Genomic DNA, 26,130 nt, shown 5'->3' with positions numbered 1-26,130 from the left:
CGCGGACTGACAAATACGCTGCGTACCGAGCCTGATGTGCGCGCAAACCTCCGGGTTGACTGCAGATTTGAGGGGAAGCGTAGTCCTCCCGCCGGGCAACCCGATAACCGGATTATCCGAACAGGCTCTCAGTTGCCGGCAGCGCCCTCGACCGAAGGCTCAAGGGGAATGACGCTGACCATCTTCTGGGTCCGCGAGTACGGTTGGAACTTGACTGTACCCTCCACCAGGGCGTAGATAGTGTAGTCGCGGCCCAGGCCGACATTCATGCCCGGACGGATCTTTGTGCCGCACTGACGGACGATAATATTACCAGGCACGACGCGCTGGCCGCCGTACACCTTGACCCCGCGCATCTTCGGGTTGCTGTCGCGACCATTGCGTGAACTGCCAACACCCTTTTTATGTGCCATTGTCGCTATCTCCTCTCACGGCGCACGCTCGGCGCGCCAATGCCACATTTTGTTTCACACCGGACCGCATCCGGTTTCGCCCGGCCCCGGCAAAGCATTTTCGCAGGGAGTGCAGATTGCTCGCCCTCTCCCCATAGCGAGAACTAACATCAGGCAAGGATCTCCGTGATCTTGACCTGGGTGTAGCGCTGGCGATGCCCGGTCCGGCGGCGATAGCGCTTCTTATTGCGATAGCGGAACACCACGATCTTCTCGCCCTTCATTTCGCCGAGCACCTCGGCGCGCACCCTGGCCCCGGCCAGGGTAGGCGAACCGACCTGTACGTTATCCCCATCGCCAATCAGCAGGACCTCGCCAATTTCAATCTGGCTGCCAGGCGCGGCCTGTTCGATCAGATCGAGCAGCAGGACCTGACCCTGCTCGACGCGGTACTGCATCCCGCGGTCACGGATAATCGCATACACGAACGTGCTCCTTATGCTCCACACCCCCGCTCTCGCAGGAGGAGCCGGGAGGACGCAGCTCTCCCGGAAAAATCATGTTGCAGCACCTCAGGGAGCGTGTGGCGGGCATTGGCCCTCCTGCATACCCTCCCCGACCATACCAAAGACAACAAGAAAACAGAGCGGCTGAACCGCCCTTAACTCTGGTGATTATAGCAGAGCGAGGGGGCAGTGTCAAACTAGGCGGCTGGCCCCTGGGCGATGCGCAACACCTCTTCACAGGCGCGCAGGGTGGCGATGCGCGCCCAGCCGAGGGAGGCATTTGGCCCGATGGCCACGAGCAGCAGCAGGTCGTCCATCGTGGCCATAATGATGCTCTGGTCGTGACCCTCCTGGATCACCAGGTAGCCCGGCTGTTGCTGCCCCAGGTTGCGCCCTATCTCTGCCAGGGCCATGGTATTGCCCGCTGCCAGAGCGGCAATGACCGTGACATTGATATCGCGCCGGCGGCTCCAGTGCGTGAGGACGATGCCGCTGATATCGGCCAGCACGGCGCAGTGGACGTCAGGTTCGAGGGCCAGTTCCTTGAGCGCCTGGCGCATGGCCTCGATCTGCCCTTCGGTGTAGGTGCGACTGCCTCGCCCCGCGGGGCCGGATGTCAGCCGAACAGCCACAGGGGCGCCTTGCAGCGGCATCGTCTGCCGGCGGGCCCTGGCTGCCGCCAGGCGCTGCCCCAGCGGTCCCGTCTGCGGCGACAGGGGGGTGGTCTGGGCTGGCGCTGGCGCGGAAGGAGGTGGCGGTTCGCTACGCTGTGAGGGGCGCGGCAGCAGTTTGATCGGGTCGAGCAGCAGATCAACGGCCAGGCGTAACCGTTCAGGCGAAGCCGGCTTCTCCAGCAGACAGTCGATCTTCAATTCAGCGGCCCGTTCAGGGGTCAGATCTTCGGGGCCAACTGTAAAGACGATCACCGCCGTCTTCGGGTCCAGTTCGCGCACCCGCTGCACCAGTTCCAGGCCGCTCATACCCGGCATGCGAATGTCGGTAAAGAGCAGATCAACCGGTTGGCGCGCGATCTGCAGCAACGCCGCCTCCGCCGAGGGAACAGCGTGAACGATATACGGTGAGTCGTGGCTCAGGGCCAGGCTGACAACGCGCCGAACGTTCGGGTCGTCATCTACGACCAGAATGCGTTTCTCCATGATCAGCTCCCTGTTGCGGGATGTCGGTTACGCCTGCCGCCGCTGATCACTGGCGGTTGCTGTAGTATACCCTATTCCTGGTACGAAGGGAGGTCTGCGCCCTGATTATCTCCGAGCCTGGTGCGGCGTCCGCATTCAGCGGCGGGAAGTGGGGGGCGCAGCCGCCCGACCACAGGCGGGGTTTCGTTGGTTCTGGCGGCGTAGCCGCCAGAACCAACGACAACCGCGGACTTCCGGGTTTACTTATTGTTATCCGCAGGGGAAGGGAAGGAGCTGGCAGGACGAAACTCGCGCCCCTGCCCCGCCAGCCCGATGTTATGGGCGCAACTGGATATGCAATTCCTTGAGTTGCCGTTCGTCTACGGGCGAAGGGGCGTTGGTCATCAGATCGACGGCCTGCTGGGTCTTGGGGAAAGCCATGACCTCGCGAATGGTGCTTTCATCGGCCAGGATCATGACGATGCGATCAACGCCGGGAGCGATGCCGCCGTGGGGCGGGGCGCCGTACTCAAAGGCTTCGAGCATGTGCCCGAACTGGGCCATGGCCGCCTCACGGCTGATGCCGAGCAGGTCAAAGACCTTCTGTTGCACCTCGCGGCGATGAATACGGATCGAGCCGCCGCCGACCTCATAGCCGTTGAGCACCAGATCGTAGGCTTTGGCGCGCACCTTGCCGGGATCACTGTCGAGCAACGGCAGGTCCTCGTCGCGGGGCGAGGTGAAGGGGTGGTGGACGGCGTCCCAGCGTTCTTCTTCGGGATTCCACTCGAACATGGGGAAATCAACGATCCAGGCGAAGCTGAGAATGTTGGGATCAATCAGCCCGAGGCGCGCGGCCAGTTCACGGCGCAACCGGTCAAGGGCCGCGGCCACGACGGAGGGCGTATCAGCCACGATCAAGAGCAAATCGCCAGGGCGAGCGCCCATACGCTCGATGATCGCTTCAAGCTCGCCTGGCGCCAGGTTCTTTGCGAACGACGAGCGCACCTCGCCGCCGTCGGCGGGCAGGGCCGCCCAGGCCAGGCCGCGCGCGCCGCCCACACGGGCCAGTTCAGCCAGTTCGTCAATCTGCTTGCGCGAGAAGCCTGCGCACCCTGGCGCTCGCAGGCCCTTGACCTGCCCGCCGCGCTCGAGGGCGCCCTGGAACATCTGGAAGGGCGTGTTGGCAAGCACATCACCCAGGTTGACCAGCTCGAGGTCATAGCGCAAATCGGGCTTGTCGGAGCCGTAGCGTTCCATCGCCTCAGCATACGTCAGGCGCCGAAACGGCGTGGGGAGGGCCTTGTGCGGGGTGATCGTCTGGCACAGGGCGATGAACAGCCGCTCAATCAGGTTGAGCACGTCCTCCTGCTCCACGAAACTCATTTCGAGATCGAGCTGGGTAAACTCGGGTTGCCGGTCGGCGCGCTGATCTTCATCGCGGAAACAGCGGGCGATCTGGAAGTACTTGTCAAAGCCTGCCACCATCAGCAACTGCTTGAGTTGCTGCGGACTCTGCGGCAGGGCGTAGAACTTGCCCGGATGCAGGCGCGAGGGCACCAGGTAGTCGCGCGCGCCCTCGGGAGTTGATTTGATGAGAATGGGCGTCTCGATCTCAAGAAAGCCCTCGCGATCAAGAAAATCGCGCATAAACTTGACGACCCGATGGCGCAGGATAAGGTTCCGCTGCATGCGTTCGCGCCGCAGATCGAGGTAGCGATACTTGAGGCGCAGCGCCTCGTCCTCGCCGCCCTCTTTGGCGATGTAGATCGGCGGCGTGCGGGACGGGTTGAGCACCCTGGCCTCAAGCGCCTCAAGCTCAATCGTCCCGGTGGGCAGTTCGGGGTTGATGGCTTCAGAGGGCCGTGGGCGTACCACCCCTCGCACCTGCAACACATACTCGGAACGCGCCTCATCGGCGACCCGGTGGGCCGCGGCAACGGCGCTGTCAAAGACGACCTGGGTAATGCCGTAGCGGTCGCGCAGGTCAATAAAGATCAGTTCGCCATGGTCGCGGCGGCGGTGCACCCATCCCGCCAGGGTGACCGTGGCGCCAATGTGCTCCTGCCGCAGCTCGCCGCAGGTGTGCGAGCGGAACATACGCTCTCCTGACAGTCTGAAAAAACCTTAATCCACTTCGAGATAGTTCTGGGCGTACGCAACCTTTGCAGGCCCGAGCAGCTCGAGGATGCGCAATCCCTGGCATTATAACACGGCGCAGCCCTGACGCCGTTCTTACGCTATAATCAGCGTAACACTAGTGCGAAGTCCGCCCCGGGGAGGAGATCGGGCCGGCGTAGCCGCCAGAACCAGCGAAAAACCTGGGGTCCGGGGCAGACCCGGCGACCTTGCACGTCTTGGATAATCAGCGTAAGCGCCGCGCGGCGGCTCGGAGGTGTTTCGGGTTTGAGAGAGCGGTTGCACGGGTACGGTCCCGCTTGCAGGGTTCCGCCCCTCCCCCGGCCTCCGCCTGATCCCGCCCCAGGCGGAGGAGGGTCAGGGAGGGCAAGCGGAACGCGACCGTAATGCAGGTGTTGGTCTGCTGAAGCCATGTCTTAGCGGTTGTAACTGGACGGTGCATCATGGCGACAACAGCAGCGCCGGCCGGCGTGAGGCGCTCGGTGCGTATTCTCGGGGTGCGCATTGACGATGTCACCGAAGATGAAGCGGTGCTCTTCGCCGACGCGCTGATCCGCGCCGGCGGGCGGCATCAGGTCGTCACCGTGAACCCGGAGTTCGTCATCGAGGCGCAGCGCAATCCGGTCTTTGCCGCGGCGCTGGAGGATGCCGACCTGGCCACGCCCGACGGGGTGGGGTTGTTGCTGGCGGCACGCTACCTGGGTGCGCCGCTGCGAGGCCGCGTCACGGGGGTGGAGCTGACGCACCGCCTCGCCGCCCTGAGCGCGCAACGCGGCTACCGGCTTTTTCTGCTCGGGGCGGCCCCCGGCGTGGCGCAGGCTGCAGCGCTGGCCCTCCAGCGCCGCTATCCGGGGCTGATCATCGCGGGAACCTTCGACGGCTCGCCTGATCCGCGTCACGAGCCGTTCCTGCGCCAATTGATCGTCGCGGCGCAACCCCATATTCTGCTGGTGGCCTACGGGCATCCGCGCCAGGACATCTGGATCGCCCGCAACCAGCCCTATCTGAACGTTCCGCTGGCGATTGGCGTGGGCGGCGTGTTCGATTATTTGTCCGGGCGCGTGCCGCGCGCCCCGGCGTGGATGCGCCGCGCGGGGCTGGAGTGGTTCTATCGTCTTCTGCAACAGCCTCAGCGCTGGCCGCGCATTGTTGATGCCGTGCCCCGCTTTGCCTGGGCCGTGGTGACGCGGGGGCGCCGAGGATAAACTTGCCTGCGCGCCCGATGACTCCTGACCCTCCGTGAGGGTCCTATGCATTACCCGCGTGTCGCATCAGGTTGTAAGGGCAGCCGCGGCTGGCGACTGATGACGAAGAAGCATATGAACGGGCATTCTCCCGGCAGCCCGGCGGCCGAAGCCGCGGGCTGCCGATGGGAAGCCCGCCTGCGCGGGCTATACCGGGTTTATTTCTTAACCATAGGTCGCGCATGGGGGGCGGAGGGCCGGTCATCTTGCTGTGTAGTCGCCGTTATTCATCGGTGCGAATAGCCGGCTTCAGCCTGGGCAGGCGCGGTTTCAATCGCCAGATGAGCATCGTGGGGAATGGAAAGGGGTGGGTCTGGGAGGGCTACGCCCTTCCAGAACGTCATCTGATAACCTGGTTATCTGGATAGGTTCGTAGTCTCTGCTAAGGAGCAGTTCTATGTCCCAGACGACTGCCGAGAAGATCGAAGAGTTGCGCCGCCGCCGCCAGCAGGTGCTGACCGGCGATCCCCAGGCCATTCAGAAGCAACACGAACGCGGCAAGCTCACTGCGCGGGAGCGGATTGACCGGTTGCTCGACCCCGGATCGTTTGTCGAACTGGATGCCTTCGCCGTCCATCGCACGTCCGCCTTTGGCATGGAACGGCGCAAACCCCTCGGCGACGGCGTGATTACCGGTCACGGCACCATTGATGGGCGTCCGGTCTGCCTGTTCTCCCAGGATTTCACCATCTTTGGCGGCAGTCTGGGCGAGGTCTTTGCCGAGAAGATCTGCAAAGTGATGGATCTGGCCCTTCGGATGGGCGTGCCCTGCATCGGCATCAACGACTCGGGCGGCGCGCGCATTCAGGAAGGGGTCGTCAGTCTTGGCGGCTATGCCGAGATCTTCTACCGTAACGTGATCAGCAGCGGCGTAATCCCGCAACTCTCGATTATTGCCGGCCCCTGCGCTGGCGGAGCCGTGTACTCTCCGGCCATGACCGATTTTATCCTCATGGTTAAGGGTTCCAGCCAGATGTTCATTACCGGCCCGGACGTGATCAAAACGGTTACCGGAGAAGAAGTGGGGTTTGAAGAACTGGGCGGAGCGATGACCCACAACACCCGCAGCGGCGTCGCTCACTTCGCCGCCGATAGCGAGGACGAATGCTTCGACCAGTTGCGCACCCTGCTCTCGTTCATTCCGTCGAATAACATGGACGACCCGCCCTCCATCCCCCCCACCGATGATCCCGAACGCGCCGAGGAGGATCTGCAGACCCTGATCCCCGATAACCCGCGCAAGGCTTACGATATGGTTCAGGTCATCGAGGCGGTAGTGGATCACGGCGAGTTCTTCGAGGTGCAGCCCTTCTGGGCGCGCAACATTGTCATCGGCTTCGCCCGGCTCGATGGCCATGCCGTCGGCGTGGTCGCCAACCAGCCGATGCATCTCGCCGGCACGCTGGATATTGACAGTTCGGTCAAGGGGGCGCGTTTTGTGCGCTTCTGCGACGCCTTCAACATCCCCCTGGTGACCTTCGTGGACGTGCCGGGCTTCCTGCCGGGCACGCAGCAGGAGTACGGCGGCATCATTCGTCACGGGGCCAAGCTGCTCTACGCCTACTGCGAGGCCACCGTGCCCAAGCTCACCGTGATTACCCGCAAGGCCTACGGCGGGGCCTACGATGTGATGGCCTCCAAACATATCCGCGCCGATTTTAACTTCGCCTGGCCTACTGCCGAGATTGCCGTGATGGGTGTGGACGCCGCCGTGCGCATCATCTTCCGCAAAGAGCTTGCCGAGGCCGCCGACCCGCAGCAGCGCCTGGCTGAACTGGTCGAGGATTACCAGAACCGCTTTGCCAATCCCTATGTCGCCGCCGAGCGTGGCTATATTGACGCCGTGATCGAACCCAGGGAGACGCGCTCGGCCCTGATCCGCGCCCTCCGCATCGCTCGCACCAAGCGCCAGAGCATGCCTGCGCGCAAACACGGGAACATTCCGCTGTAACCTGGAGAAGCGGGAGGGGCCGGCGCTTGCAGACTTCTTCCTCCATCGTCGTTCAATCTCAGGGCTGATGGAACGTCTCCGGGACTTGCCTCGGAGACGTTCCATCAACGCAACATTTCGAACGTCCGTCCTATTGCGTCGCCTTCGTTCCCTGTGCTATGATTCCCAACAGATCGCGTGTATCTTACACGCTATTTGTTGTTCGTCTGCCCGCCTTTCGGTGCGGGATGGTCCTCGGCTCTCACCGGTATTGCAGCAACACTGGCCTCGTGCCAGAACCAGGAGACTTGCCAGGGCCACAGGCCCGCACAGCCCCCTTACATCTGCGCCCCGGCAGTTGGCCATCTGAGCTGCTATTCAGCAGTAGAACTTAGACGCATGAGTGGCGAAACTCCTCTGCGCGAGCCAGTCGAACGAGTGATCGAACTGCGACTGCCGAGTAAGCTCGGTTACGAGCGTGTCGCAATGGATACCGCCTCCTCGCTGGCCCGCCGGATGGGGTTTCAGCCTGATCGCGTCGAGTCCCTGAAAACCGCGGTCAGCGAGGCAGTAACGAATGCCATTGAGCATGGCAACGAATACGATGCGGCCACGAAGGTCGTCGTTCTGCTCACTGCGCGCGCCGAGGAGCTGATTGTTGATGTGTCCGACCAGGGGCGTAAGCCCTTCGACCAGAGTCGGGCCATCCGCCGCCCGATTATTGAAGAGGTCCTGGAACAAAACGATAAGGGCGGCTGGGGTATATGGCTGATCCGCGAACTGATGGACGAAGTCGAGTTTTCTACCGCGCCAAGCGGGGGCAACCAGATACGTATGGTGATCCATCTCGAGCAATGAGCGCTTCTGCCTGCTCTTACGCCAGTCTTGAACTTTCTCTGCCCAGCGAGCTTGGCTATGAAGTGATCGCTCGCGATGCGGTTGCTGCATTTGCCCGTCGTCTCGGCCTCCCCTCTGACCGTATTGAGGATCTCAAGACGGTCCTGTGCGAGGCCTGCATCAATGCGATGGAGCACGGCAACTCGCTCGATCCGGGCCTGCGCGTGGAGATTTTTTGCCGGGTCGAGGATGAGCGTCTGGTGGTTGAAGTGCTTGACCAGGGAGTGCGCCAGTATACCGCTGGCGCTACGCCGCTCAGCATCGGCGAGAAGGTGGCCGGCCGGGGGTCGTTGCGCGGTATGGGTCTGATCCTCATCAGCCAGTTGTGTGACGAGGCCGGTTTTGTGCCATGGTCCGGGCCGGGTAACCGGTTTCGTTTCGCGTTTCATCGCCAGGCAGGGCACAGCCTGCCCGGCTGATGCGCGACGCGGAGCGGAGCGCTGCGCAGTCCGTGAAGGGAGCGATGCGTAGCCCCGGCCGTTGATGTCGGACAAGTGGACGCCACTGAGTTGCTGGCGGCCAGGGGAGGGAGGACAGGCGTTATGATGCTTGAAGATGAGTTGACGGTCAGCACCCGTGAGCGCGATGGGGTGGCCATTATTGATCTCTCCGGTGATGTCACTACCTTTGCCGAGGAGAAGATCAATAACGCCTATCGCGAGGTGACGAGCAAGGGCGCGCGCAACGTGCTGTTGAACTTTCGCCAGAATGATTACATTAATAGCGCCGGGATCGCTATTTTGATCGGGATTGTAACCGAGGTCACCCGGAACGATCAGAAACTCGCCGTCAGCGGTCTCTCACAGCATTTCCAGAAAATCTTCCGCATGGTCGGGCTGGCCCAGTACGCCGAGATTTATCAGGATGAGCAGGAGGCCCTGGCGGCGTTTAAAGCCCGGTCATGAGGATTTTGGATTTTGGATTTTGGATTTATAGCGGTTGATGTGTAGTGACAAGGATTGGTATAACTTGCTCTTCCGTCGGGACCGATGTGAATGGAAGGAAATCGGGTGTGCTTGTTCAGGTTTACCGCGGAGCATGCAGAGGATGAACGTTACCAAACCTTCCGCGCTTCTCCGCGCCCTCTGCGGTGACCGGTTAAACCCGTGAGGGTCTGAGTTCACCCCAGCGCGTCGCGCAACTCTTCGGGCGTAACCACGGCGTTGCCGAATCGCCGCACGACGAGCGCTGCGGCGGCATTGGCCAGTTGCGCCGCCGGAAGCGCCGCAATGCCGGCGGCCAGCGCCAGGGTCGCTACGGCCACAAACGTATCGCCCGCCCCGGTCGTGTCGTACACTTCGCTGATCTGCAGCGCCGGCACGCGAGTGTAAGCCACTTCATCACCTTCCAGCGATAAACCCTCAGGTCCGCGGGTCACCATGATCAGCCGCGCGTTCAACTCGGCGCGCAGCCGGCCAACCCCGCGCTGGAAGTCGGCTTCGCTGCGCAGCGGTTGGTTCAGAGCCGCCTCGGCTTCGCGGTTGTTACAGCGAAACAGGTCGGCCCCGGCGTAGTAGTGCGAGTTGCCCTGGGCATCCACGCAGAAGAGCGCCCCATGCGCCTGGCAGAGCGTCCGGACCGCTCGCACCACCCGCGGCGTCAACAACCCCAGTTGGTAGTCAGAGCACAGCACCGCCGCGTGCCCGGGCACAAGGGCGTGGAGCATCTCCACCACTCGCGCCTCGTCCTCCGGCCCCAGCGGAGCGCGTTCCAGCCGATCAAGGCGCGCCACCTGCTGCGGCAGGCGCGGCGCCTCATCGGCCAGGATGCGCGTCTTGCGCGTCGTGGGCCGTTCGGGAACGACGATCAGCCCGGCGGCGTCAATGCCCGCTGCTTCGCAGAGCGCGCGCACCTGCTCGCCCTCGCTGTCCGCGCCGACGATCCCCACCTGGGTGGCGAAACCGCCCAGGGCCACGATGTTGCGGGCCGGATTGGCCGCCCCGCCCAGGATCACCTCGCGCCGCAGGAACTCCAGCACCGGAATCGGCGCCTCCCGCGAGAGCCGCGTGGCCCGTCCGTACAGGTACTCGTCGAGGGTCAGATCGCCGATAACCAGCACGCGCCGCCCCGCCAGGCGCGGGACCAGCGCGGCCAGAGAGAGGGCGGTGGGAGGGCGCGGTTCTCTCCGCGAAAGACTGTCCATTACAACCAGGTTGTCACATGACCGGTCCAGGCGCACGTGATGAGCAGGCCCTCGCCCTGTAAGACCGAAGCATTAGCGCAGCCAGCGCTATGGCCCTCCTTCACCCCAGGCTGGCGCGGAAGCGCCGCATGCCCTCAACGATTTCCTCCTCGCTGGTAGCGTAGGAGAGCCGCAGAAAGCCCGGCGCGCCGAACGACTCGCCGCTCACGCAGGCGATGTGGGCGTGGTCGAGCAGGTAATTGTTGAAGGCGTCGCTACTGTCGCACACGATGCCGTTCGTGAGCGGCCGCCCCAGGAGAGCGCTGACATTGGGGAAGACGTAGAAGGCCCCATCGGGCACATTGCAGGTGACGCCGGGGATCTCGGCGAGCAGTTCCAGAATCAAATCGCGGCGCCGGCGGAACGCGGCGACCATCTCGCGCACCGTCTCGTCAAGCTCGGGGTTGGGCGTGTAGGCCGCCAGGGCCGCGTACTGCGAGATCGAGGCGGTATGGGTGCTGGAATGGCTCTGAATATCCTTGATCGCCGTAATGATCGCCTGCGGCCCGGCCACATAGCCGACGCGCCAGCCGGTCATCGCGTAGGCCTTGGAGGCGCCATTTACCACCAGGGTGCGGTCGGCCAGGTCGGGGGCCACCCGCAGGAGCCTGGCGTAGGGCACGTAGCTGATGGCGTCGTAGATCTCGTCGGTGATCACCAGCGCCTCGCTGTCCCGGATCACCTCGGCGAGGGCCTGGAGTTCTTCGGCGCTGTACACCGCTCCGGTGGGGTTCGAGGGCGAGTTGAGGACGATCAGCCGCGTGCGGGGGGTGAGCGCCGCCCGCAACTGCTCGGGGGTGAGCTTGAAGCCGGTAGCCTCGGTCGCCATGGGCGTGACGGGAACCGCGCCCGCCAGTTTGGCCTGCTCAACGTAGCTAACCCAGTACGGGGCGGGGATGATCGCCTCATCGCCGTCGTCGCAGAGGGCCTGGAAGGCCAGGTAGAGCGCCTCCTTGGCTCCGGTCGTCACCGTCACCTGGTTGACGCCGTAAGTCAGCCCCTGGTCCTCGCTGACGCGGGCGGCCACGGCTTTACGCAACTCGGCGATGCCGCCGGCCGGGGTGTAGTGGGTGTAGTTCTTGTGGATCGCCTCAATCGCGGCGGCCTTGATCGGCTCGGGAGTGTTGAAGTCGGGTTCGCCGACGCTGAACGAGATCACCTTGACGCCTTCGGCGCGCAACTGCTGCACGCGGGCGTTCATCGCGGTGGTGGCCGACGGTTCGAGCTGGGCCAGGCGCCGGGCCAGGCGGTACTGCGGTTGGGAGGACATGCCGGAGTCTCCTCTTGCTTCTCAGGTTTGAGGTCCTCACCCTCCCCCTTCCCCCTCCCGCTCCACCAACGGTGGAGCAGGAGAGGGGCGCCGAGCGCAGCGAGGCGGGGGAGGGTGAGGAGCGGCGCCTGGCTGCCGTCTGCAGGAGTATGGGGAAACCTGGTTTCCCCATATCTCCGATGGGCCTTACCATGTGGCGGACGGTTCGGCGCGCCGCCAGCCAACCGTATCGGCGCCGCCGGGGGCGGGGATGCGCGTCGGCAGAGGGGGATCGCCGGGAGGGGTCTCCCGCTGCTCCTGGCGCTCCGCCATGAGTTGCTGCAGGTAGGCTTCGAGCTGGCGGCGGGTCAACGCGCCGATATGGCGCGCCACCAGTCGTCCCTCGGCATCGAGAAAGAAGGTGGTGGGAATGCTCTGAATGGCGTAGCGCTGTCCGGCGCGACCGCCGGGATCGTACCAGACCGGGAGGGTCATATTGATCTGCTCCATAAACGGGCGCACAGTGGTGGGCAGTTCATCGGTGACGGCGAGGAAGGCCACCCCCTTCTGGCCATACGCGGCGTGCGCGGCCTGCAACACGGGGATCTCCTCGCGGCACGGCGCGCACCAAGTGGCCCAGAAGTTGATCACTGCGGGATTGCCCCGCAGATCGGCCACACTGACCCGCTCGCCGCGCCCGGTGGTGAACTCGGCGTGGGGCAGCGGCTGGCCAATGGCGACCCCGCGGCTCGTATTGCCGGACCCCGCGCTACAACCCGTCACAAGCAGTGCGGTCATCAGCGTGATCAATGCAACACTGGAGATCGGGCGCATACGTTCCTCACAGGAGGAGCTGGGAGGGCGAAGCCCTCGCACGAAATATCATGCTCGTTTTGCAGATAACCCGAACCCCACAGGTGTGCCGGACCGGCGAGGTCGGGGGGCGGAAACCCTCCGGCTCACGGCGCGCCGGGAAGACCGGGTTGTCCGGTAGGTGAGAGATTTTTCGGCCCAACGGGGGGCCGCGAGGTTTTTCGCCCCAACCAGTACGAGATTATACCATTCGTCGCGCCCGGGCGCGACGGCATGGCGGTCGCTGCCGGGCGCGACTCTGCCCCGACCCTTCCCTCGAGCAGGGGTGTGGGGAAACCCGGTTTCCCACGCTTCTCAGGTGAAGGGTTTTCCGGTGCCTGCTCGCCTCGCATGCGCCATCCGGGGCAATGGGACGTCCAACTCCCCCCTCTCTCGCGCGCGGGAGAGGGGGGCGGGGGGTGAGGATCGCAAGCGCATTGGAATGCCGAAAACCCCTTCTCGCTCGAAAAACCCTGCACCTGAGAACCCCCTCTCCCGCCTGGCGGGAAAGGGAGGAGAAGACCAGAGCACTGATGCCCGAACATGTTTCCTGACACTGGGCCAGGCTCTGGAACTTGAAGTGGGTTGGGTATAGTGTTGCTAAGCGAAAGTATAGCACCGCAGCCATACCATCGGCGACAAGGGGAAGTGAAAATCCGATTACCTGACACATAGCTGTTTCGCATATGCCAACAAGTCAAGTGTACTGGAAATCACCGCCGAGAACGCAGAGAATGCCGAGGACAGGCGGCAAGTCAAACCCCTCCCCCCTCCACGCTAAAAATCATAGCATCCGCACCAGCCCCATCAAACCCAAAATCCAAAATCTAAAATCCAAAATCTAAAATCCAAAATTCCCAATCCCCTGCCTCCCCCGCGCATACTCGCGCACGGCGTCGTAGATCGCCCGCGGTGTGCCATCGGGGGCCACAAAGTTCCAGGCGTCCGGGTAGGAGCGGGTGGCGTAGGGGGCGGAGAACTGCCAGAGGGCCACGGCTTCGAGCCAGGGGTAGCTGCGCGCCTGCTCGTAAGTGGCGATCGTCCAGCGGATGCGGTCAGCGGGGCGCACGGCGGCCTGCCAGCGCGGATGGTCGTTGTAGCCCCCCTCGGTGACGATGATCGGCTTCGCCGCGTCGCCAAAGCGGTCCATCAGCGCGCGCACCAGTTCGATGCGGCGAAAGTTGACCTTCTCGGGGGCCGGCGGCGCGTCGGGTGGTTCCTGGCCGCCGTAGGCGTGGACGGCCCACATATCGAAGAAGGGGCCGGCCTCGGCGTCGTAGAGCGAGGCCAGGTACTGCATATCGTCCATGCGTGTCTGCCCGCCATCGAGGGCGCCGCCCGGCGAGAGGGCGCCGGCGATCACGATCGCGTCGGGCACGACCGCCTTGACCGCCGGGTAGACCGCCTTGAGCAGCGCGGCGTAGGCCCCCGGGTCGGGCGGGCGCTCGCCCCACTCGAAGCGCAGGTTCGGCTCGTTCCAGATGATCAAGTGGCGCACGCCAAGCGGGCGGTAGCGTTCGGCGAAGGCGGCCGCATAGGCGGCGTAGTCGGCGTAGTGCTCGGGGTCCAGGTAACGGTCGGTGGTGCGCGGGGGGCGCGCCCAGGCAGGGACCAGGTCGAGGCGGGCCACGACGGTCAGCCCCTGCCGCCGGGCGTGGGCGATGACCATGTCGGCGCCGGCCCAGTCGTAGCCGTAGCGCGAGCGGGGCTGCACATAGGCCCAGGGGAACAGTTCGACGATCCAGGGGGCGCCCATCTCGCGCACCTGCTCCAGGGTGCGCCGGATGTAGGCCTCGTCGCCGACCCCGGTCAGGCGCGTGTGCACGCCGATCAGCGGGTTACGGGTCTCCACCGTCTGCGGCGCGGGCAGGTTCATGGGCCGGGGCAGCCGCGGGCCGAAGAATTGCAGGCCCAGGAGCGGGATGAGCGCGATGATCAGAAGTAGCGGGATCTGGCGCGAGGTGAACATAAGCTCCGCATTAGAGGGTTTGAGAGGTCAAGGCCCTCCTGAGACAAACGCTACTTTATCCGATTATCGGAGGCTTTGGGAGGTCGAGACCCTCCCAGGAAAACTCTTTGTCCCATTTTGATGCGGCAAGGTCATAGGGGCGCAGAGTCCCCCAGGTTCACGGCGCCTGCGCCCAGGGGATGGCGCCGGGGCGGTCCGGCGCCGGTTGGAAGGGCGTGGGGAAACCCGGTTTCCCCACCCCTGCCTTGCGCCGTTTGTTCAACCCGTGCTATAACGGTACAGGTCGGATTCATATTGTATGCGAAAGAGCACCTGCAATGCGTGTGGTTATTGCTGGCGCCGGCCCGGCGGGATTCGTTGCGGCCCGCACGCTGGTCGAACGGGGCCACGAAGTTGTCTTGCTTGAGAAGCGCGATGTGCCCGGCGGGAAGGTCTCGGCATGGCAGGACGCCGACGGCGACTGGATCGAGTCGGGTCTGCACGTGTTCTTTGGCGCCTATCACCATTTGCTTGATTTTCTGAACCGCTACGGTCTGGGCGATACCTTTAACTGGAAGCCCGCCGAGATGATCTTCGCCTCGGAGCGGCACGGTCTGGCCGCTATCCGTTTTGTGCCCTGGCTGCCTCCGCCGTTCAACGGGCTGGCTGGAGTAGCGAGGTTCAAGCCGCTATCCCTCGGCGACAAGCTGCGCATGGGCCTGGGGCTGTTGCGCCCGATCTTCGGCGATCAACAGTACGTTGACCAGCAGGACGATGAGACGTATGCTTCATGGCACCTGCGCCACGGGATGGGCCAGCGTTCCCTCGATGAGGTCATGCACACGATGTGCCTGGCGCTGAACTTTCTGCCCGCCGATAAGGTCTCGGCCAAGCTGCCCCTGACGGCTATGCTCCACTTTGCTCACGAAAAGCAGGCCCCGATGATGGCCCTGGTCAAAGGCTCGCCCGACGTAAATATCTGGCGCCCGCTGATGCGGCAGATCGAGGCCCATGGGAGCCGCGTGGAACTCGGGCGCAAGGTGGTCGGCATCGAGTATGATGAAGCCGCCAATCGCGTCACCGGCTTCCAGATGGACGATGGCAGCCTGGTCACTGGCGACATCTACGTCTCGGCGATGCCGGTGCACAGTCTGCGTAAGGTGCTTCCCGCTGCCTGGCGTAAGTTTCCTTACTTCGACAACCTCAAGCACCTGAAGGGCGCGCCGGTTATTACCATGCAACTCTTCTTTGACCGGCAGATTGCCGGAGTGGATAACCTGCTCTTCAGCGCGGGCACCCATCTGAGCGTCTACGCCGACATGGCCATGGTTGCGCCGGAGTATCATCGGGGTGGTAAAAGCATTATGCAGTTCGTCGTCGCTCCTGCCGAGAAGTTGATCACCCTGCCCGACGATGAACTGGTACAATGCGTGATGCAGGAGTTCGTGCGTCTGCACCCGGTGGCCCGCGAGGCGCGCCTGCTCAAGCACACCATTGTGCGCATTCCCAATTCGGTCTACCAGGCCCTGCCCGGCGTGGATAAGTATCGTCCTGACCAGGCCAGTCCGGTGAGCAATTTTTTTCTGGCCGGCGATTACACCCGGCAGCACTTCCTGGCTTCCATCGAAGGCGCTACCATCAGCGCGAAGCAGTGCGTGGAGCGTATCACCGACGCGGTGGCCCGCGGGGTCATTACCCCTGCTCGTGAGGTGGTCGCCGCCGATTAAACGCCTGTTTGCATAGCCTGGTTATTCGACTTCGTTCCGGGAGGGTCAGGCCCTTCGCATCAGGCAGGAGCGTGGGGAAACCGGGTTTCCATGTCCTCCTCCAGCGGGATTTCCAGGAGGGCCAGGCCCGCCCGGACCCTCTCCCAGGAGGTGTTCGAACAGGCGCCATACCGTTTCCGAGGTGTTCATGCTCGCTCCTGAGACCATCCTCAACGACCGCTATCGTATCACCTACGTGGTCGAAGAGCGTCCCGACTGCGTGCTCTACCGCGCCATCGACGCGCAGGGATCGCTGCGCGTCATGATTGCTGAACTGCCCCAACCTTCAGAGAGCGCCCTCGCCGACGCCCGGGCCCTTGCCGAGCAGGTCGCCCGCGTTGTCGCCCCCGGTTTACTCAGCCTGCGCGATCACTTCGCCCGTGATCTGACCTACTACCTGGTTGCCGACGATCCTGGCGGCCAGGATCTCGACCGCGTCGCCCGTGACCGGGGCGGACCATTGCCCGAAAACGAGGTGCTTAACTACCTCGACCGGCTGCTGGGCACGCTGGAGGTGCTGCATGGGCACGCTCCGCCGCTGCTCATCGGCGATCTGCGCCCCACCGATCTATGGTCCTCGCTCGACGGCGGGCTGTTTCTGGCCCCCTTTCCTCTGGTGCGTCCCCTCGGCGCCGAACCCTCACCCTACCGCGCCCCTGAGTTGAACGACCCCCGCGCTGAGTTGACGACTTCGAGCGATCTGTACGCCATGGGCGCGGTTCTCTACCAGTTGTTGTGCGGCTGGGCGCCGCCCACGTCGGCGCAGCGCCAGGCAGGTGCGCCGCTAAACGCCCCCCGCATTCTCAATGCGCGCATTTCGGCGCTCGCCGAACAACTGGTGCTGCGCGCCCTGGAGATGAAACCGGCCAATCGTTATCAGCAGGCCCGCGAGATGCGCCGGGCACTCGATACAGTGCGCCTGATGGCCGGGCGACCCCTCGGCGCCAGCGAGCCGGCTGAGTCCTACAGGGTCGTGCCGCCTGGCTCGGCTTCCGCAAGCGTGAGTGCGCCTGCGGCGGGAAGCCCTGCCGGTCCGATCGCGCCCGCAGGGCCGCCGCCGCCTGCGCCCCCTCCGATCTGGACGGGCGCGCCCCAACCTGGCCAGCCGGTGACGCCGCAGGGCCAGGTCGCTGGCTGGCAGGCCGCGCCCGCTGCCGCTCCGCCGCGAACCGCTCCACGTTTGAGCACGGGATGTCTGGTGGCTATCGTCGCCCTGCTTACGGTGCTGGCGCTGGGCGTCTGCCTGGTCGGCGCCGCCCTGGCCTGGTTGCTCGCCAACCCCGGCGCATCACTGCCATTCTTTTCCAGCGGCGGCACAATCGCCACCTCTCCCGCCGGGAACGCCGGTTCCGCCTCCAGCGGGACCGGGGCCCAGGGCGCCGCGGCCCCCACCGCGCCGTCCGGTCCGCTCCTGGCCGAGAGCGCCGTCTTTACCCAGACCGCGCAGCTTGAAGACGCCTCGGTTGGCGCTGTGCAGTTCGCCCCCGGAGATGGCCCCCTCGCCGTCGGCGTTGGCGGCGCCATCCACCTGCGCGATCCTGAGAGCCTCGAAGCCCGGCGCACCCTTACCGGCCACAACGGCGACATCAGCGCCCTGGCCTTCTCCCCCGACGGGCAACTTCTCGCCTCCGGCGCTCAGGACGAGAACGAGATCATCCTCTGGGATCTAAGCACCGGCCAGGAACTGCGCCGCCTGCGCGGCCACAGCGGCTGGATCCGCAGTCTGGCCTTCTCCCCCGACGGGCGCATCCTCGCCTCTGGCAGCACTGATACGACAATCATGCTGTGGGATGTGTCCAGCGGCCGGCGTTTGCGCACCCTTGAGGGCCACACCGATTTTCTCGGCAACATCGCCTTCAGCCCGGACGGGTCCAGCCTGGTCTCGGCCTCCCGCGATGGTACGGCTCGTCTCTGGGACGTGGACAGCGGCGCCCCCCGCGATGGCTTCGCCTACACCGCGCCGACCAATCCCGCAACCGGCGCTCCCTACTGGCTCACGGGCATCGCCTTCAGCCCCGACGGGCAGCAACTGGCCGTCGGCTCGGTCAGCGGCAGCGTCTACATGCTCGACGCCCGCACCGGCAAGCTCGAGCGTGAGTTGCAGGGTCACGAAGGCTGGGTGGTCATCCGCGGCGTAAGTTTCAGCCCCGACGGGCGGCTGCTCGCCAGCGCCAGTCTTGATGGCACCGTGCACCTGTGGAACCCCGCCTCGGGCGCGGAACGCGGCGTCTTGCAGCGGCAGGGCCTGCGCCTCCTCGGCCTGAGCTGGAGCGCCGATAGCCAGCGGATCGCTACGAGCAGCGATATGAGCGGCAGCGTCACCCTGTGGGACGTGAATAGCCAGGAGATGTTGCAGATGGCCTTGCTCGCCCAGGGCAGCGTCACCGCTCTGAGCTACTCCGACTCGGGCCAGGCCCTGGCTACCGGCGGGATCAATGGCTCCATTCGGGTGCACCTGCTCGAAGATGGGCGCGCCATCGCCCTCAGCGGGGGCGCCCCGACCAGCCAGTACCTCAGCTTTCTGAGCGATACCCAACTGGTCGTGGTGAACGACTCCGGCAAGGTGATGGTCGTCGCTCTGACCGGCGGCGTCGAACCTCGCGCGCTGGAAGGTCTCGACGGCTTTGCCCTCAGCGTCGTCGTCAGCCGCGACCGGCGCCTGATCGCTGCGGGCAACGAACGCGGCGACGTGGCCCTCTGGGACGCGCGCACTTTTGAGCGCCTGCGCACCCTGCGCGGCATCGGCGGGCCGGTCGCCGCCCTGGCCTTCAACCGTGACGGGAGTTCGCTCGTCGCGGTCACCAACGAACCCTCTGATCGTCCCCTGCTCATCGTCTGGGATACGCAGAACGGCCAGCGCCGCTCCACCTTCAGCGGCCACGGCGCGCCGGTTACTTCGATTGACGTAGCTGCCCGCGATGACCTGGTCGCCAGCGCCAGCACCGATGGCGCTCTGAAGCTCTGGCGAGCCTCGAGCGGCGAAGAGGTGCGCAGCCTGCAAGCGGGGTCGGAACAAGGCTCGTATTTCAGCCTCGCCTTTTCACCCGACGCTTCGGTCCTGGCAACCGGCGCCCTGAGCGGCGAGGTGGAGTTCTGGAACACCGCCACAGGTGAGCGATTGAGTCACTTTGCAACCGACGGAGGCGCCGTCTTCGCCATCGCCTTTCGCTCCGACGGGTCGCAGGTGGCGGTTGCCACCCGCGACCGTGGCGTGTTCCTGCTCGAACCGGTCGAATGAGATCCAGGGAGGGCGCGGCTCTCCTGAATCCCGCGCGCAGCCACGAGGGTTGCGCGACTGCCGGTTCCCCGTCGGGCAGTTCTCAGGTGTAGGGTGTTCCGGCGCATCCTCGCGTCGCACGCGCCATCCGGGGCATTGGGACGCCCCCCGCCCCCCTCTCCCGCGCGCGGGAGAGGGGGGCGGGGGGGTGAGGATCGTAAGCGCATTGGAATGCCGAAAACCGCTTCTCGCTCGGAACACCCTGCACCTGAGAACCGTCGGGCAGGGGCGTGGAGAAAACCGGTTTCCTCGCATCTCTTTCCGACCTGCGATAAAATAGGGACTATACTGGAAAGGCGCAGCCTTCCCGGACCCTCCCCTTGGGCAGCCATCAAACTAGAAGGAACCCGGAAATGTTTGACATTTTTAAACAGAAACACGACCGCACCCCCAGAGGGTTAGAGGGGCGCGTACCCCCCGGCCAGTATGTCACCGACAAGTTTCCGGTGCTGCACTACGGCTCGGTGCCTCACTACCACGACGTTGAAAACACCTGGGATCTGCGGGTGTGGGGTGAAATCGAACAGCCCGCCCGGCTGAGCTTCGCCGAGTTCCGCGCCCTGCCCACCGTCGAGGTGGTGACCGATATTCATTGCGTGACCCGCTGGAGCAAGCTTGACACCCGCTGGGAAGGCGTGCGCTTCAGCGAGTTTCTCAAACATATTCCCTCGCTGAAACCGACCGCGAAGTATGTGCTGGCGCACTGCGAGCAAGGGTTCACCACTAACGTGCCGCTCGAAGTGCTGTTGCATCCCGACGCGCTCCTGGCCTACAAGTACGAGGGCGAGGAACTGACGCCTGAGCACGGCTACCCGCTGCGGCTGCTCACGCCCGGCAAGTACTTCTGGAAGAGCGCCAAGTGGCTGCGCGGGATCGAGTTCCTCAGCCACGACAAGCTCGGCTTCTGGGAACGCTACGGCTACAATAACAATGCTGACCCCTGGAAAGAGGAGCGCTACGCTGATTGAGCCCCTCTGGCCCGAAACCATTGATGAAGCCGTGGCTCTTCAGGAGCGCCTGCGCCGCCAGGTGCTGCTTGCCGACGATTTCGGCCCCTTGCGGACGGTTGCCGGCGTAGACGTTGGCTTCGAGGAAAACGGGGAAGTCGCCCGCGCCGCCGTTGTGGCGCTTGACTTCGAGACTCTCGCCCCCATCGCCCATGCCCTGGCGCGGCGCCCCGTCGCCTTTCCCTACGTGCCGGGGCTGCTCTCCTTCCGCGAGGCCCCGGCCATTCTCGACGCTCTCGCCCGTCTTCCCGCGTCTCCCGACCTGCTGATCTGCGATGGCCAGGGCATCGCCCATCCCCGGCGCTTCGGCATCGCCTGCCACCTGGGATTGCTCAGCGGCCTGCCGGCCATCGGCTGCGCCAAGTCGCTGCTGGTTGGAACGCACGCCCCGGTGCCCGATGCGCGCGGCGCTCGCACGCCCCTGGTGCACCAGCGCGAACAGATCGGCTGGGTCCTGCGGACGCGCCCTGGGGTAAAGCCGGTCTACGTCTCGCCTGGCCACCGCGTGGGCCTGGACAGCAGCGTCGAACTGACGCTGCGGCTGGTCACCCGCTACCGCCTGCCCGAACCCATCCGCTGCGCCCACAACCTGGCATCGCACGGCAAATTATAATTATTCGTCTGTAAACAAAGTCTTTCGCTAAACTCCCGTCCCCTCCCCAACCCTCCCCCCTGCTGGAGGAGGGCGGCCGGCTCCTCCTCCCAACGGGGGGAGGCCGGGAGGGGAGCGGAAATGCCAGGAAACTTACTTTACAGACTAATTACAGAGGTAGGCGCTGCTGCTTTACGGGGGGTATGGGCCGGCTCAGCCGGCCCATACCCCCATGGGAGCCGGATTTGCTGTACGTCCCGCGCGGCGCAATTTGACAAGCCTCCCGGCGAGTGCTATACTTCAGTATCGCCGCGCTGCTCGCGTGTGCCGTATTAGTGTGTGTTCTACCGGCCCACTCTAAGGCGTAGCCAGTGCTACGACCAGAGGGCGGCCCGGATATTATTTTGTCTAACGGGAGAGACGCCTGAGCTCCAGGAGTGTTGGATGCCGACCATTAATCAACTCGTGCGCAAGCCGCGCAAGCCAGTAGAGAAAAAGACCAAGGCCCCGGCGTTGCGTTTTACGTACAATTCACTCAAAGGGAAGTTGACGCGCGGCAAAGGCTCGCCCCAGAAGCGTGGCGTGTGCACAAAGGTCTCCACCGTCACGCCCAAGAAGCCCAACTCGGCGCTGCGCAAGATCGCCCGCGTTCGGCTTTCAAACCAGATTGAGGTCACGGCGTACATTCCCGGCGAGGGGCACAACCTCCAGGAGCACTCGGTGGTGCTCATTCGCGGCGGCCGCGTCAAGGACCTGCCCGGGGTGCGCTACCACATCGTTCGGGGAACGCTCGACACCCAGGGGGTCAGCGGGCGCAAGCAGGGCCGCTCGAAGTACGGCACCAAGCGCAGCGCGCAGCCGGTTGCCAAGAAGCGCTGACGGGCGACCGCCCGGGGGAACGCATCCGTGCAAGCGGGGCCCGGCGTATATGCTGGTGGCGGGTTCGTAAGATAGGCATTGAGTGAAGCGCGTCGGAGCGTCCGGGTCTCCGGCGCAGGCGCATGAAGGAACGTTGCTATGCCTCGCCGTGGAAATATTGAAAAACGCGTCATTCCGCCCGACCCGCGGTATGATAGCGTGCTGGTGCAGAAGTTTATCAACAAGGTCATGCAACGGGGCAAGAAGAGCGTGGCCGAGCGCATCGTCTACACTGCGCTCGACCTGGCCGCGGAGCGCACCAAAAAGCCGCCGCTGGAGGTCTTTGAACAGGCGTTGCGTAACGCCAGTCCCTCGATTGAGGTGAAGCCCAAGCGCGTCGGCGGCGCCACCTACCAGGTGCCGGTCGAAGTAAAAAGCGACCGTCGCTATGCTCTGGCGATGCGCTGGCTGCTCATGTCGGCGCGCAGCCGCACCGGCCGCCCGATGTACGAACGCCTCGCCGCTGAACTGGTTGACGCGTATAACAACACGGGCAGCACCATCAAGCGCAAAGAAGATGTGCATAAGATGGCGGAGGCCAATCGCGCCTTCGCCCACTACGGTCGGCTGTGAGGGCAGGCTGCCCGCCGCGCCCTCGCAGACGGGGAGAGAGAAGAGAAGCGAGATACCAGCAAGCAACCTTCACCGGTTGCTCGACTGCCAGGAGCAAGTGACGGGTATGCCACGCCAGTTTGAACTCGACAAAGTACGCAATATCGGCATTATTGCCCACATTGATGCGGGCAAGACGACGACCACCGAGCGCATCCTGTTCTACACCGGGCGCACCTACAAGATCGGCGAGGTCCACGAGGGCACCGCGACGATGGACTGGATGCCCCAGGAACAGGAGCGCGGCATCACCATCACCGCGGCGGCGACCACGGCTCAGTGGCGGCTGGGGAATACGGTGTACCGGATCAACATTATTGATACGCCCGGCCACGTGGATTTCACGGTCGAGGTGGAGCGCTCCCTGCGCGTCCTTGACGGCGGCGTGGTGATCTTCGACGGCGTCGCTGGCGTGGAGCCTCAGTCTGAGACGGTGTGGCGCCAGGCCGACAAGTATAACGTGCCGCGCATCTGCTTCGTTAACAAGATGGATCGCACCGGCGCCAGCTTTGAGCGCTGCGTGGAGATGATTGTCAGCCGCCTCGGCGCGAAGCCTGCGGTTATTCAGTTGCCTATCGGCGCCGAAGATAGCTTTAAGGGCACGGTGGATTTGCTGACCATGAAAGCCACCGTTTATCTTGATGATCTGGGCAAGGATATCCGCGAGGTGGAGATTCCTGACAATCTGGTCGCAGCGGCCCAGAAGGCTCGCGCTGAACTGGTCGAGGCCATCGCTGAGACTGATGATGAGTTGACCCTGCTCTACCTTGAGGGAGAAGAACTCAGCGTCGAGGAACTGAAGCGCGGCCTGCGCAAGGCTACCATCGAAGGCAAGCTCGTGCCGGTGCTCTGCGGCGCCGCCCTGAAGAACAAGGGCGTGCAGAAGCTCCTCGATGCGGTCGTTGAGTACCTGCCCTCGCCCCTTGATCGCCCTGCTGTCCAGGGGACGCTCCCCGGCCAGAACCTTGGCGATGAGGGCGTGGAGGTGATCACCCGCGAAGTGAGCGACGATGCGCCGTTTACCGGCCTGGTCTTCAAGATCGTGGCTGACCCCTACGTCGGCAAGCTGGCCTACTTCCGGGTCTACTCCGGGAAGATCGCCAAGGGCAGCTACGTGCTCAACAGCACCCGCGGGCAGCGCGAGCGGCTTGGTCGTATCCTGCAAATGCACGCCAATCACCGCGAGGATATCGAAGAGGTCTACACCGGCGACATCGCCGCCATGGTCGGCCCGAAGAACAGTTTTACTGGCGATACCATCTGCGATCCCGATCACCCGATCGTGCTCGAGAGCATTCGCTTCCCTGAGCCGGTGGTCGAACTGGCGATTGAGCCCAAGACTAAGGCCGACCAGGATAAGATGGCCATTGCCCTCAACCGCCTCTCGGAAGAGGATCCCACCTTCCGAGTTTATACTGATCCGGAGACGGGTCAGACGATCATCAAGGGCATGGGTGAACTCCACCTGGAGGTGATCGTTGACCGTATGCGCCGCGAGTATAAGGTTGAGGCCAACCAGGGCAAACCGCAGGTCTCCTATCGCGAGACTCTGACCCAGCCGGTGGATGTCGAGACCCGCTTCGTGCGACAGACCGGCGGTAAGGGCCAGTATGCCCACGTGAAGATCAAATTTGAGCCGAATGCCCCTGGCGCGGGCTTCGAGTTCACCAATGCCATCGTGGGCGGCGTCATTCCGAAGGAGTATATCCCCGCGGTGGAACAGGGGCTTAAAGAAGCGATGCAGACCGGCGTCATCGCCGGCTACCCGGTGGTAGACCTCAAGGCGACCCTCTACGACGGCTCCTACCACGAGGTCGACTCGTCGGAAATGGCCTTCAAGATCGCCGCCTCGATGGCCCTGAAGGACGCCGTGCGCAAAGGCCGCCCCCAGTTGCTCGAGCCGATTATGAAGGTCGAGACGACCACGCCCGAGGACTTCCTCGGCACTGTGCTCGGCGATCTCAACGCGCGCCGTGGCCGCGTCGAGGGTATGGAAGCGCGGGGTAACGCCCAGGTGGTGCGCGCCTATGTGCCCCTGGCCACGATGTTCGGCTATACGACCGATCTGCGCTCCGCTACTCAGGGCCGGGCTACGTCGTCTATGGAGTTCGATCATTATGAACCGCTGCCCGAGGCGCTCGCGAAAGAGATTATCGAGAAGCGCGGCGCCAACTGAGAGGAGCGTGAAGAGAACGCCTTCCTGTGCGGCAGCGCGCTTCCTTCACGTGAGGTGATGCAGGAGTTGCGCCTCCTGGCCCCGCCCGAATGGAGCGATTATGAATTGCTCGATACGGGCGACGGCGCAAAGTTGGAACGCTTTGGACCGTATACCCTCGTGCGGCCAGAGACCCAGGCGCTCTGGCCCCGCGGGTTGCCGGAGCGCGAGTGGCAGCGCGCCGATGCGGTCTTTGAAAAGAGCCGGGGCGGCGACGAGGGGCCGGGCGTCTGGCGGCAGCGCCGCCCCCTGCCCGACCAGTGGCAGATGCGCTATGACTGCCTGCGGTTCTGGGTGCGCCTGACCCCGTTTCGCCACACCGGGGTCTTCCCTGAGCACAGTGCCCACTGGGCCTGGCTCAAAACGCAGGTCGCCTCACGGCCTGAGGCGACCGTGCTGGCGCTCTTTGGCTATACCGGGCTCAGCAGCCTCTATGCCGCCGCGCACGGCGCCCGTGTGACCCACGTAGACGCCTCGCGACCGGCCGTTCTCTGGGCCCGGCAGAATCAGCAGTTGTCGGATCTAGGTGAACGGCCCATCCGCTGGCTGATTGATGATGTGGGCAAGTTCGTGGCGCGCGAGATCCGTCGCGGGCATCGCTACGACCTGGTTTTGATGGATCCGCCCGTCTTCGGGCGGGGGCCAAAAGGAGAGATCTGGCGCCTGCACGAGCACCTGCCCGCCCTGGTGGCGCAGGTCGCCAGCCTGTTGAGCGACGCGCCGCTTGGAGTGCTTATCAGCGCCTACGCCACCAGTATGTCGGCGCTGACCCTCGGGAACCTCCTCGACGCGGCCCTGGCCGGGCGCCGAGGAACCACCAGCGTCGGTGAACTGGTGCTGCCCGAACGGCAGCGCCAGCGCCTGCTTCCGGCGGCCCTGTATGCCTGCTGGTCCAGCCATGCGTCGCTGGATCAGAGGCGTCATCAGGGCTATTCTTGATAGAAGATTTCGGTGTTTGCGAGGGTATGCCCCTCCGGAGAATACGCTGGTTCGTGCCTGAGAATGACTACGGCGCGAGCCGCAAGCAAACAAGGACAGATTATGGCCAAGCAGAAATTTGAGCGGACCAAGCCGCACGTGAACGTCGGGACGATCGGGCACGTGGACCACGGGAAGACGACCCTGACGGCGGCGATCACCAAGGTGCTCGCGCTCAAGGGCGCGGCCCAGTTTATGGCCTACGACCAGATCGACAACGCCCCCGAAGAGCGGGCCCGCGGCATCACCATCGCCATTCGCCACGTCGAGTACCAGACCGACGCGCGCCA

Annotated in this window: 22 protein-coding genes; 14 read left to right on the top strand and 8 right to left on the bottom strand. The window is 64.3% G+C overall.

The window, feature by feature from the left end; all coding sequences use genetic code 11:
- Positions 1 to 128 precede the first annotated feature (128 nt).
- The 4 genes from rpmA to aspS all read right to left on the bottom strand — a co-directional run bounded on the left by rpmA (position 129) and on the right by aspS (position 4,134).
- Positions 129 to 413 carry a 50S ribosomal protein L27 gene (rpmA, locus tag NZU74_12350; protein MCS6882115.1) on the bottom strand — a complete coding sequence of 95 codons (285 nt, stop codon included), beginning with the start codon at positions 411 to 413 and terminating at the stop codon, positions 129 to 131.
- Positions 414 to 562: 149 nt separating this feature from the next.
- Complete coding sequence (rplU, locus tag NZU74_12345) at positions 563 to 877, bottom strand: 50S ribosomal protein L21 (GenBank protein MCS6882114.1); 315 nt, start codon at positions 875 to 877, stop codon at positions 563 to 565.
- A 218-nt stretch (positions 878 to 1,095) separates the two neighbouring features.
- Positions 1,096 to 2,055: a response regulator gene (locus NZU74_12340; GenBank protein ID MCS6882113.1), complete on the bottom strand. Its 960-nt coding sequence runs from the start codon at positions 2,053 to 2,055 to the stop codon at positions 1,096 to 1,098.
- A gap of 315 nt (positions 2,056 to 2,370) precedes the next feature.
- The gene (gene aspS / locus NZU74_12335) at positions 2,371 to 4,134 is read right to left on the bottom strand and encodes an aspartate--tRNA ligase (protein ID MCS6882112.1); all 1,764 of its coding nucleotides are present in this window, start codon (positions 4,132 to 4,134) and stop codon (positions 2,371 to 2,373) included.
- A gap of 482 nt (positions 4,135 to 4,616) precedes the next feature.
- On the opposite strand from aspS, the gene NZU74_12330 reads away from it, so the two are divergent.
- From NZU74_12330 to NZU74_12310, 5 genes are all read left to right on the top strand, one after another.
- Entirely contained in the window at positions 4,617 to 5,378 is a 762-nt protein-coding gene (locus tag NZU74_12330; protein MCS6882111.1) for a WecB/TagA/CpsF family glycosyltransferase, read from the top strand.
- 436 nt (positions 5,379 to 5,814) lie between these two features.
- Positions 5,815 to 7,368, top strand: coding sequence for an acyl-CoA carboxylase subunit beta (locus NZU74_12325; GenBank protein MCS6882110.1), 1,554 nt, complete (start codon positions 5,815 to 5,817; stop codon positions 7,366 to 7,368).
- A gap of 378 nt (positions 7,369 to 7,746) precedes the next feature.
- Complete coding sequence (locus tag NZU74_12320) at positions 7,747 to 8,205, top strand: ATP-binding protein (protein ID MCS6882109.1); 459 nt, start codon at positions 7,747 to 7,749, stop codon at positions 8,203 to 8,205.
- Positions 8,202 to 8,663: an ATP-binding protein gene (locus NZU74_12315; protein MCS6882108.1), complete on the top strand. Its 462-nt coding sequence runs from the start codon at positions 8,202 to 8,204 to the stop codon at positions 8,661 to 8,663. The genes NZU74_12320 and NZU74_12315 overlap by 4 nt, the downstream gene beginning before the upstream one ends.
- Before the next feature lie 123 nt (positions 8,664 to 8,786).
- On the top strand, positions 8,787 to 9,149 hold the full coding sequence (locus tag NZU74_12310; protein MCS6882107.1) for an STAS domain-containing protein: 363 nt from the start codon (positions 8,787 to 8,789) through the stop codon (positions 9,147 to 9,149).
- 215 nt (positions 9,150 to 9,364) lie between these two features.
- Here NZU74_12310 and NZU74_12305 read toward each other — a convergent pair whose 3' ends face one another.
- The 4 genes from NZU74_12305 to NZU74_12290 form a co-directional block, all read right to left on the bottom strand.
- Positions 9,365 to 10,387, bottom strand: coding sequence for a bifunctional ADP-heptose synthase (locus tag NZU74_12305; GenBank protein ID MCS6882106.1), 1,023 nt, complete (start codon positions 10,385 to 10,387; stop codon positions 9,365 to 9,367).
- A gap of 100 nt (positions 10,388 to 10,487) precedes the next feature.
- Entirely contained in the window at positions 10,488 to 11,696 is a 1,209-nt protein-coding gene (locus NZU74_12300) for a pyridoxal phosphate-dependent aminotransferase (protein ID MCS6882105.1), read from the bottom strand.
- Between the two features lie 186 nt (positions 11,697 to 11,882).
- Complete coding sequence (locus tag NZU74_12295; protein ID MCS6882104.1) at positions 11,883 to 12,509, bottom strand: TlpA family protein disulfide reductase; 627 nt, start codon at positions 12,507 to 12,509, stop codon at positions 11,883 to 11,885.
- Positions 12,510 to 13,368: 859 nt separating this feature from the next.
- Positions 13,369 to 14,496 (bottom strand): hypothetical protein, encoded by a 1,128-nt coding sequence (locus NZU74_12290; GenBank protein MCS6882103.1) that lies wholly within the window; start codon positions 14,494 to 14,496, stop codon positions 13,369 to 13,371.
- 317 nt (positions 14,497 to 14,813) lie between these two features.
- On the opposite strand from NZU74_12290, the gene NZU74_12285 reads away from it, so the two are divergent.
- The 9 genes from NZU74_12285 to NZU74_12245 all read left to right on the top strand — a co-directional run.
- On the top strand, positions 14,814 to 16,202 hold the full coding sequence (locus NZU74_12285; GenBank protein MCS6882102.1) for an FAD-dependent oxidoreductase: 1,389 nt from the start codon (positions 14,814 to 14,816) through the stop codon (positions 16,200 to 16,202).
- A gap of 187 nt (positions 16,203 to 16,389) precedes the next feature.
- Positions 16,390 to 19,479 carry a WD40 repeat domain-containing serine/threonine-protein kinase gene (locus NZU74_12280; protein MCS6882101.1) on the top strand — a complete coding sequence of 1,030 codons (3,090 nt, stop codon included), beginning with the start codon at positions 16,390 to 16,392 and terminating at the stop codon, positions 19,477 to 19,479.
- A 392-nt stretch (positions 19,480 to 19,871) separates the two neighbouring features.
- Positions 19,872 to 20,486: a sulfite oxidase-like oxidoreductase gene (locus NZU74_12275; GenBank protein ID MCS6882100.1), complete on the top strand. Its 615-nt coding sequence runs from the start codon at positions 19,872 to 19,874 to the stop codon at positions 20,484 to 20,486.
- Positions 20,449 to 21,138 (top strand): deoxyribonuclease V, encoded by a 690-nt coding sequence (nfi, locus tag NZU74_12270; protein ID MCS6882099.1) that lies wholly within the window; start codon positions 20,449 to 20,451, stop codon positions 21,136 to 21,138. The genes NZU74_12275 and nfi overlap by 38 nt, the downstream gene beginning before the upstream one ends.
- A gap of 423 nt (positions 21,139 to 21,561) precedes the next feature.
- On the top strand, positions 21,562 to 21,996 hold the full coding sequence (gene rpsL / locus NZU74_12265) for a 30S ribosomal protein S12 (protein MCS6882098.1): 435 nt from the start codon (positions 21,562 to 21,564) through the stop codon (positions 21,994 to 21,996).
- 138 nt (positions 21,997 to 22,134) lie between these two features.
- Positions 22,135 to 22,608 carry a 30S ribosomal protein S7 gene (gene rpsG / locus NZU74_12260; protein MCS6882097.1) on the top strand — a complete coding sequence of 158 codons (474 nt, stop codon included), beginning with the start codon at positions 22,135 to 22,137 and terminating at the stop codon, positions 22,606 to 22,608.
- Positions 22,609 to 22,714: 106 nt separating this feature from the next.
- Complete coding sequence (gene fusA, locus NZU74_12255) at positions 22,715 to 24,823, top strand: elongation factor G (protein ID MCS6882096.1); 2,109 nt, start codon at positions 22,715 to 22,717, stop codon at positions 24,821 to 24,823.
- 57 nt (positions 24,824 to 24,880) lie between these two features.
- Complete coding sequence (locus NZU74_12250) at positions 24,881 to 25,801, top strand: class I SAM-dependent methyltransferase (protein MCS6882095.1); 921 nt, start codon at positions 24,881 to 24,883, stop codon at positions 25,799 to 25,801.
- A 102-nt stretch (positions 25,802 to 25,903) separates the two neighbouring features.
- Positions 25,904 to 26,130: GTP-binding protein (locus NZU74_12245; GenBank protein MCS6882094.1), on the top strand; the 227-nt coding region annotated here is incomplete at its 3' end.

It is taken from the genome of Chloroflexaceae bacterium (assembly GCA_025057155.1).
Classification (GTDB): Bacteria; Chloroflexota; Chloroflexia; order Chloroflexales; family Chloroflexaceae; genus JACAEO01.
Note: the sequence above shows the minus strand (reverse complement) of the source record. Positions and strands in the feature narration are given on the sequence as shown.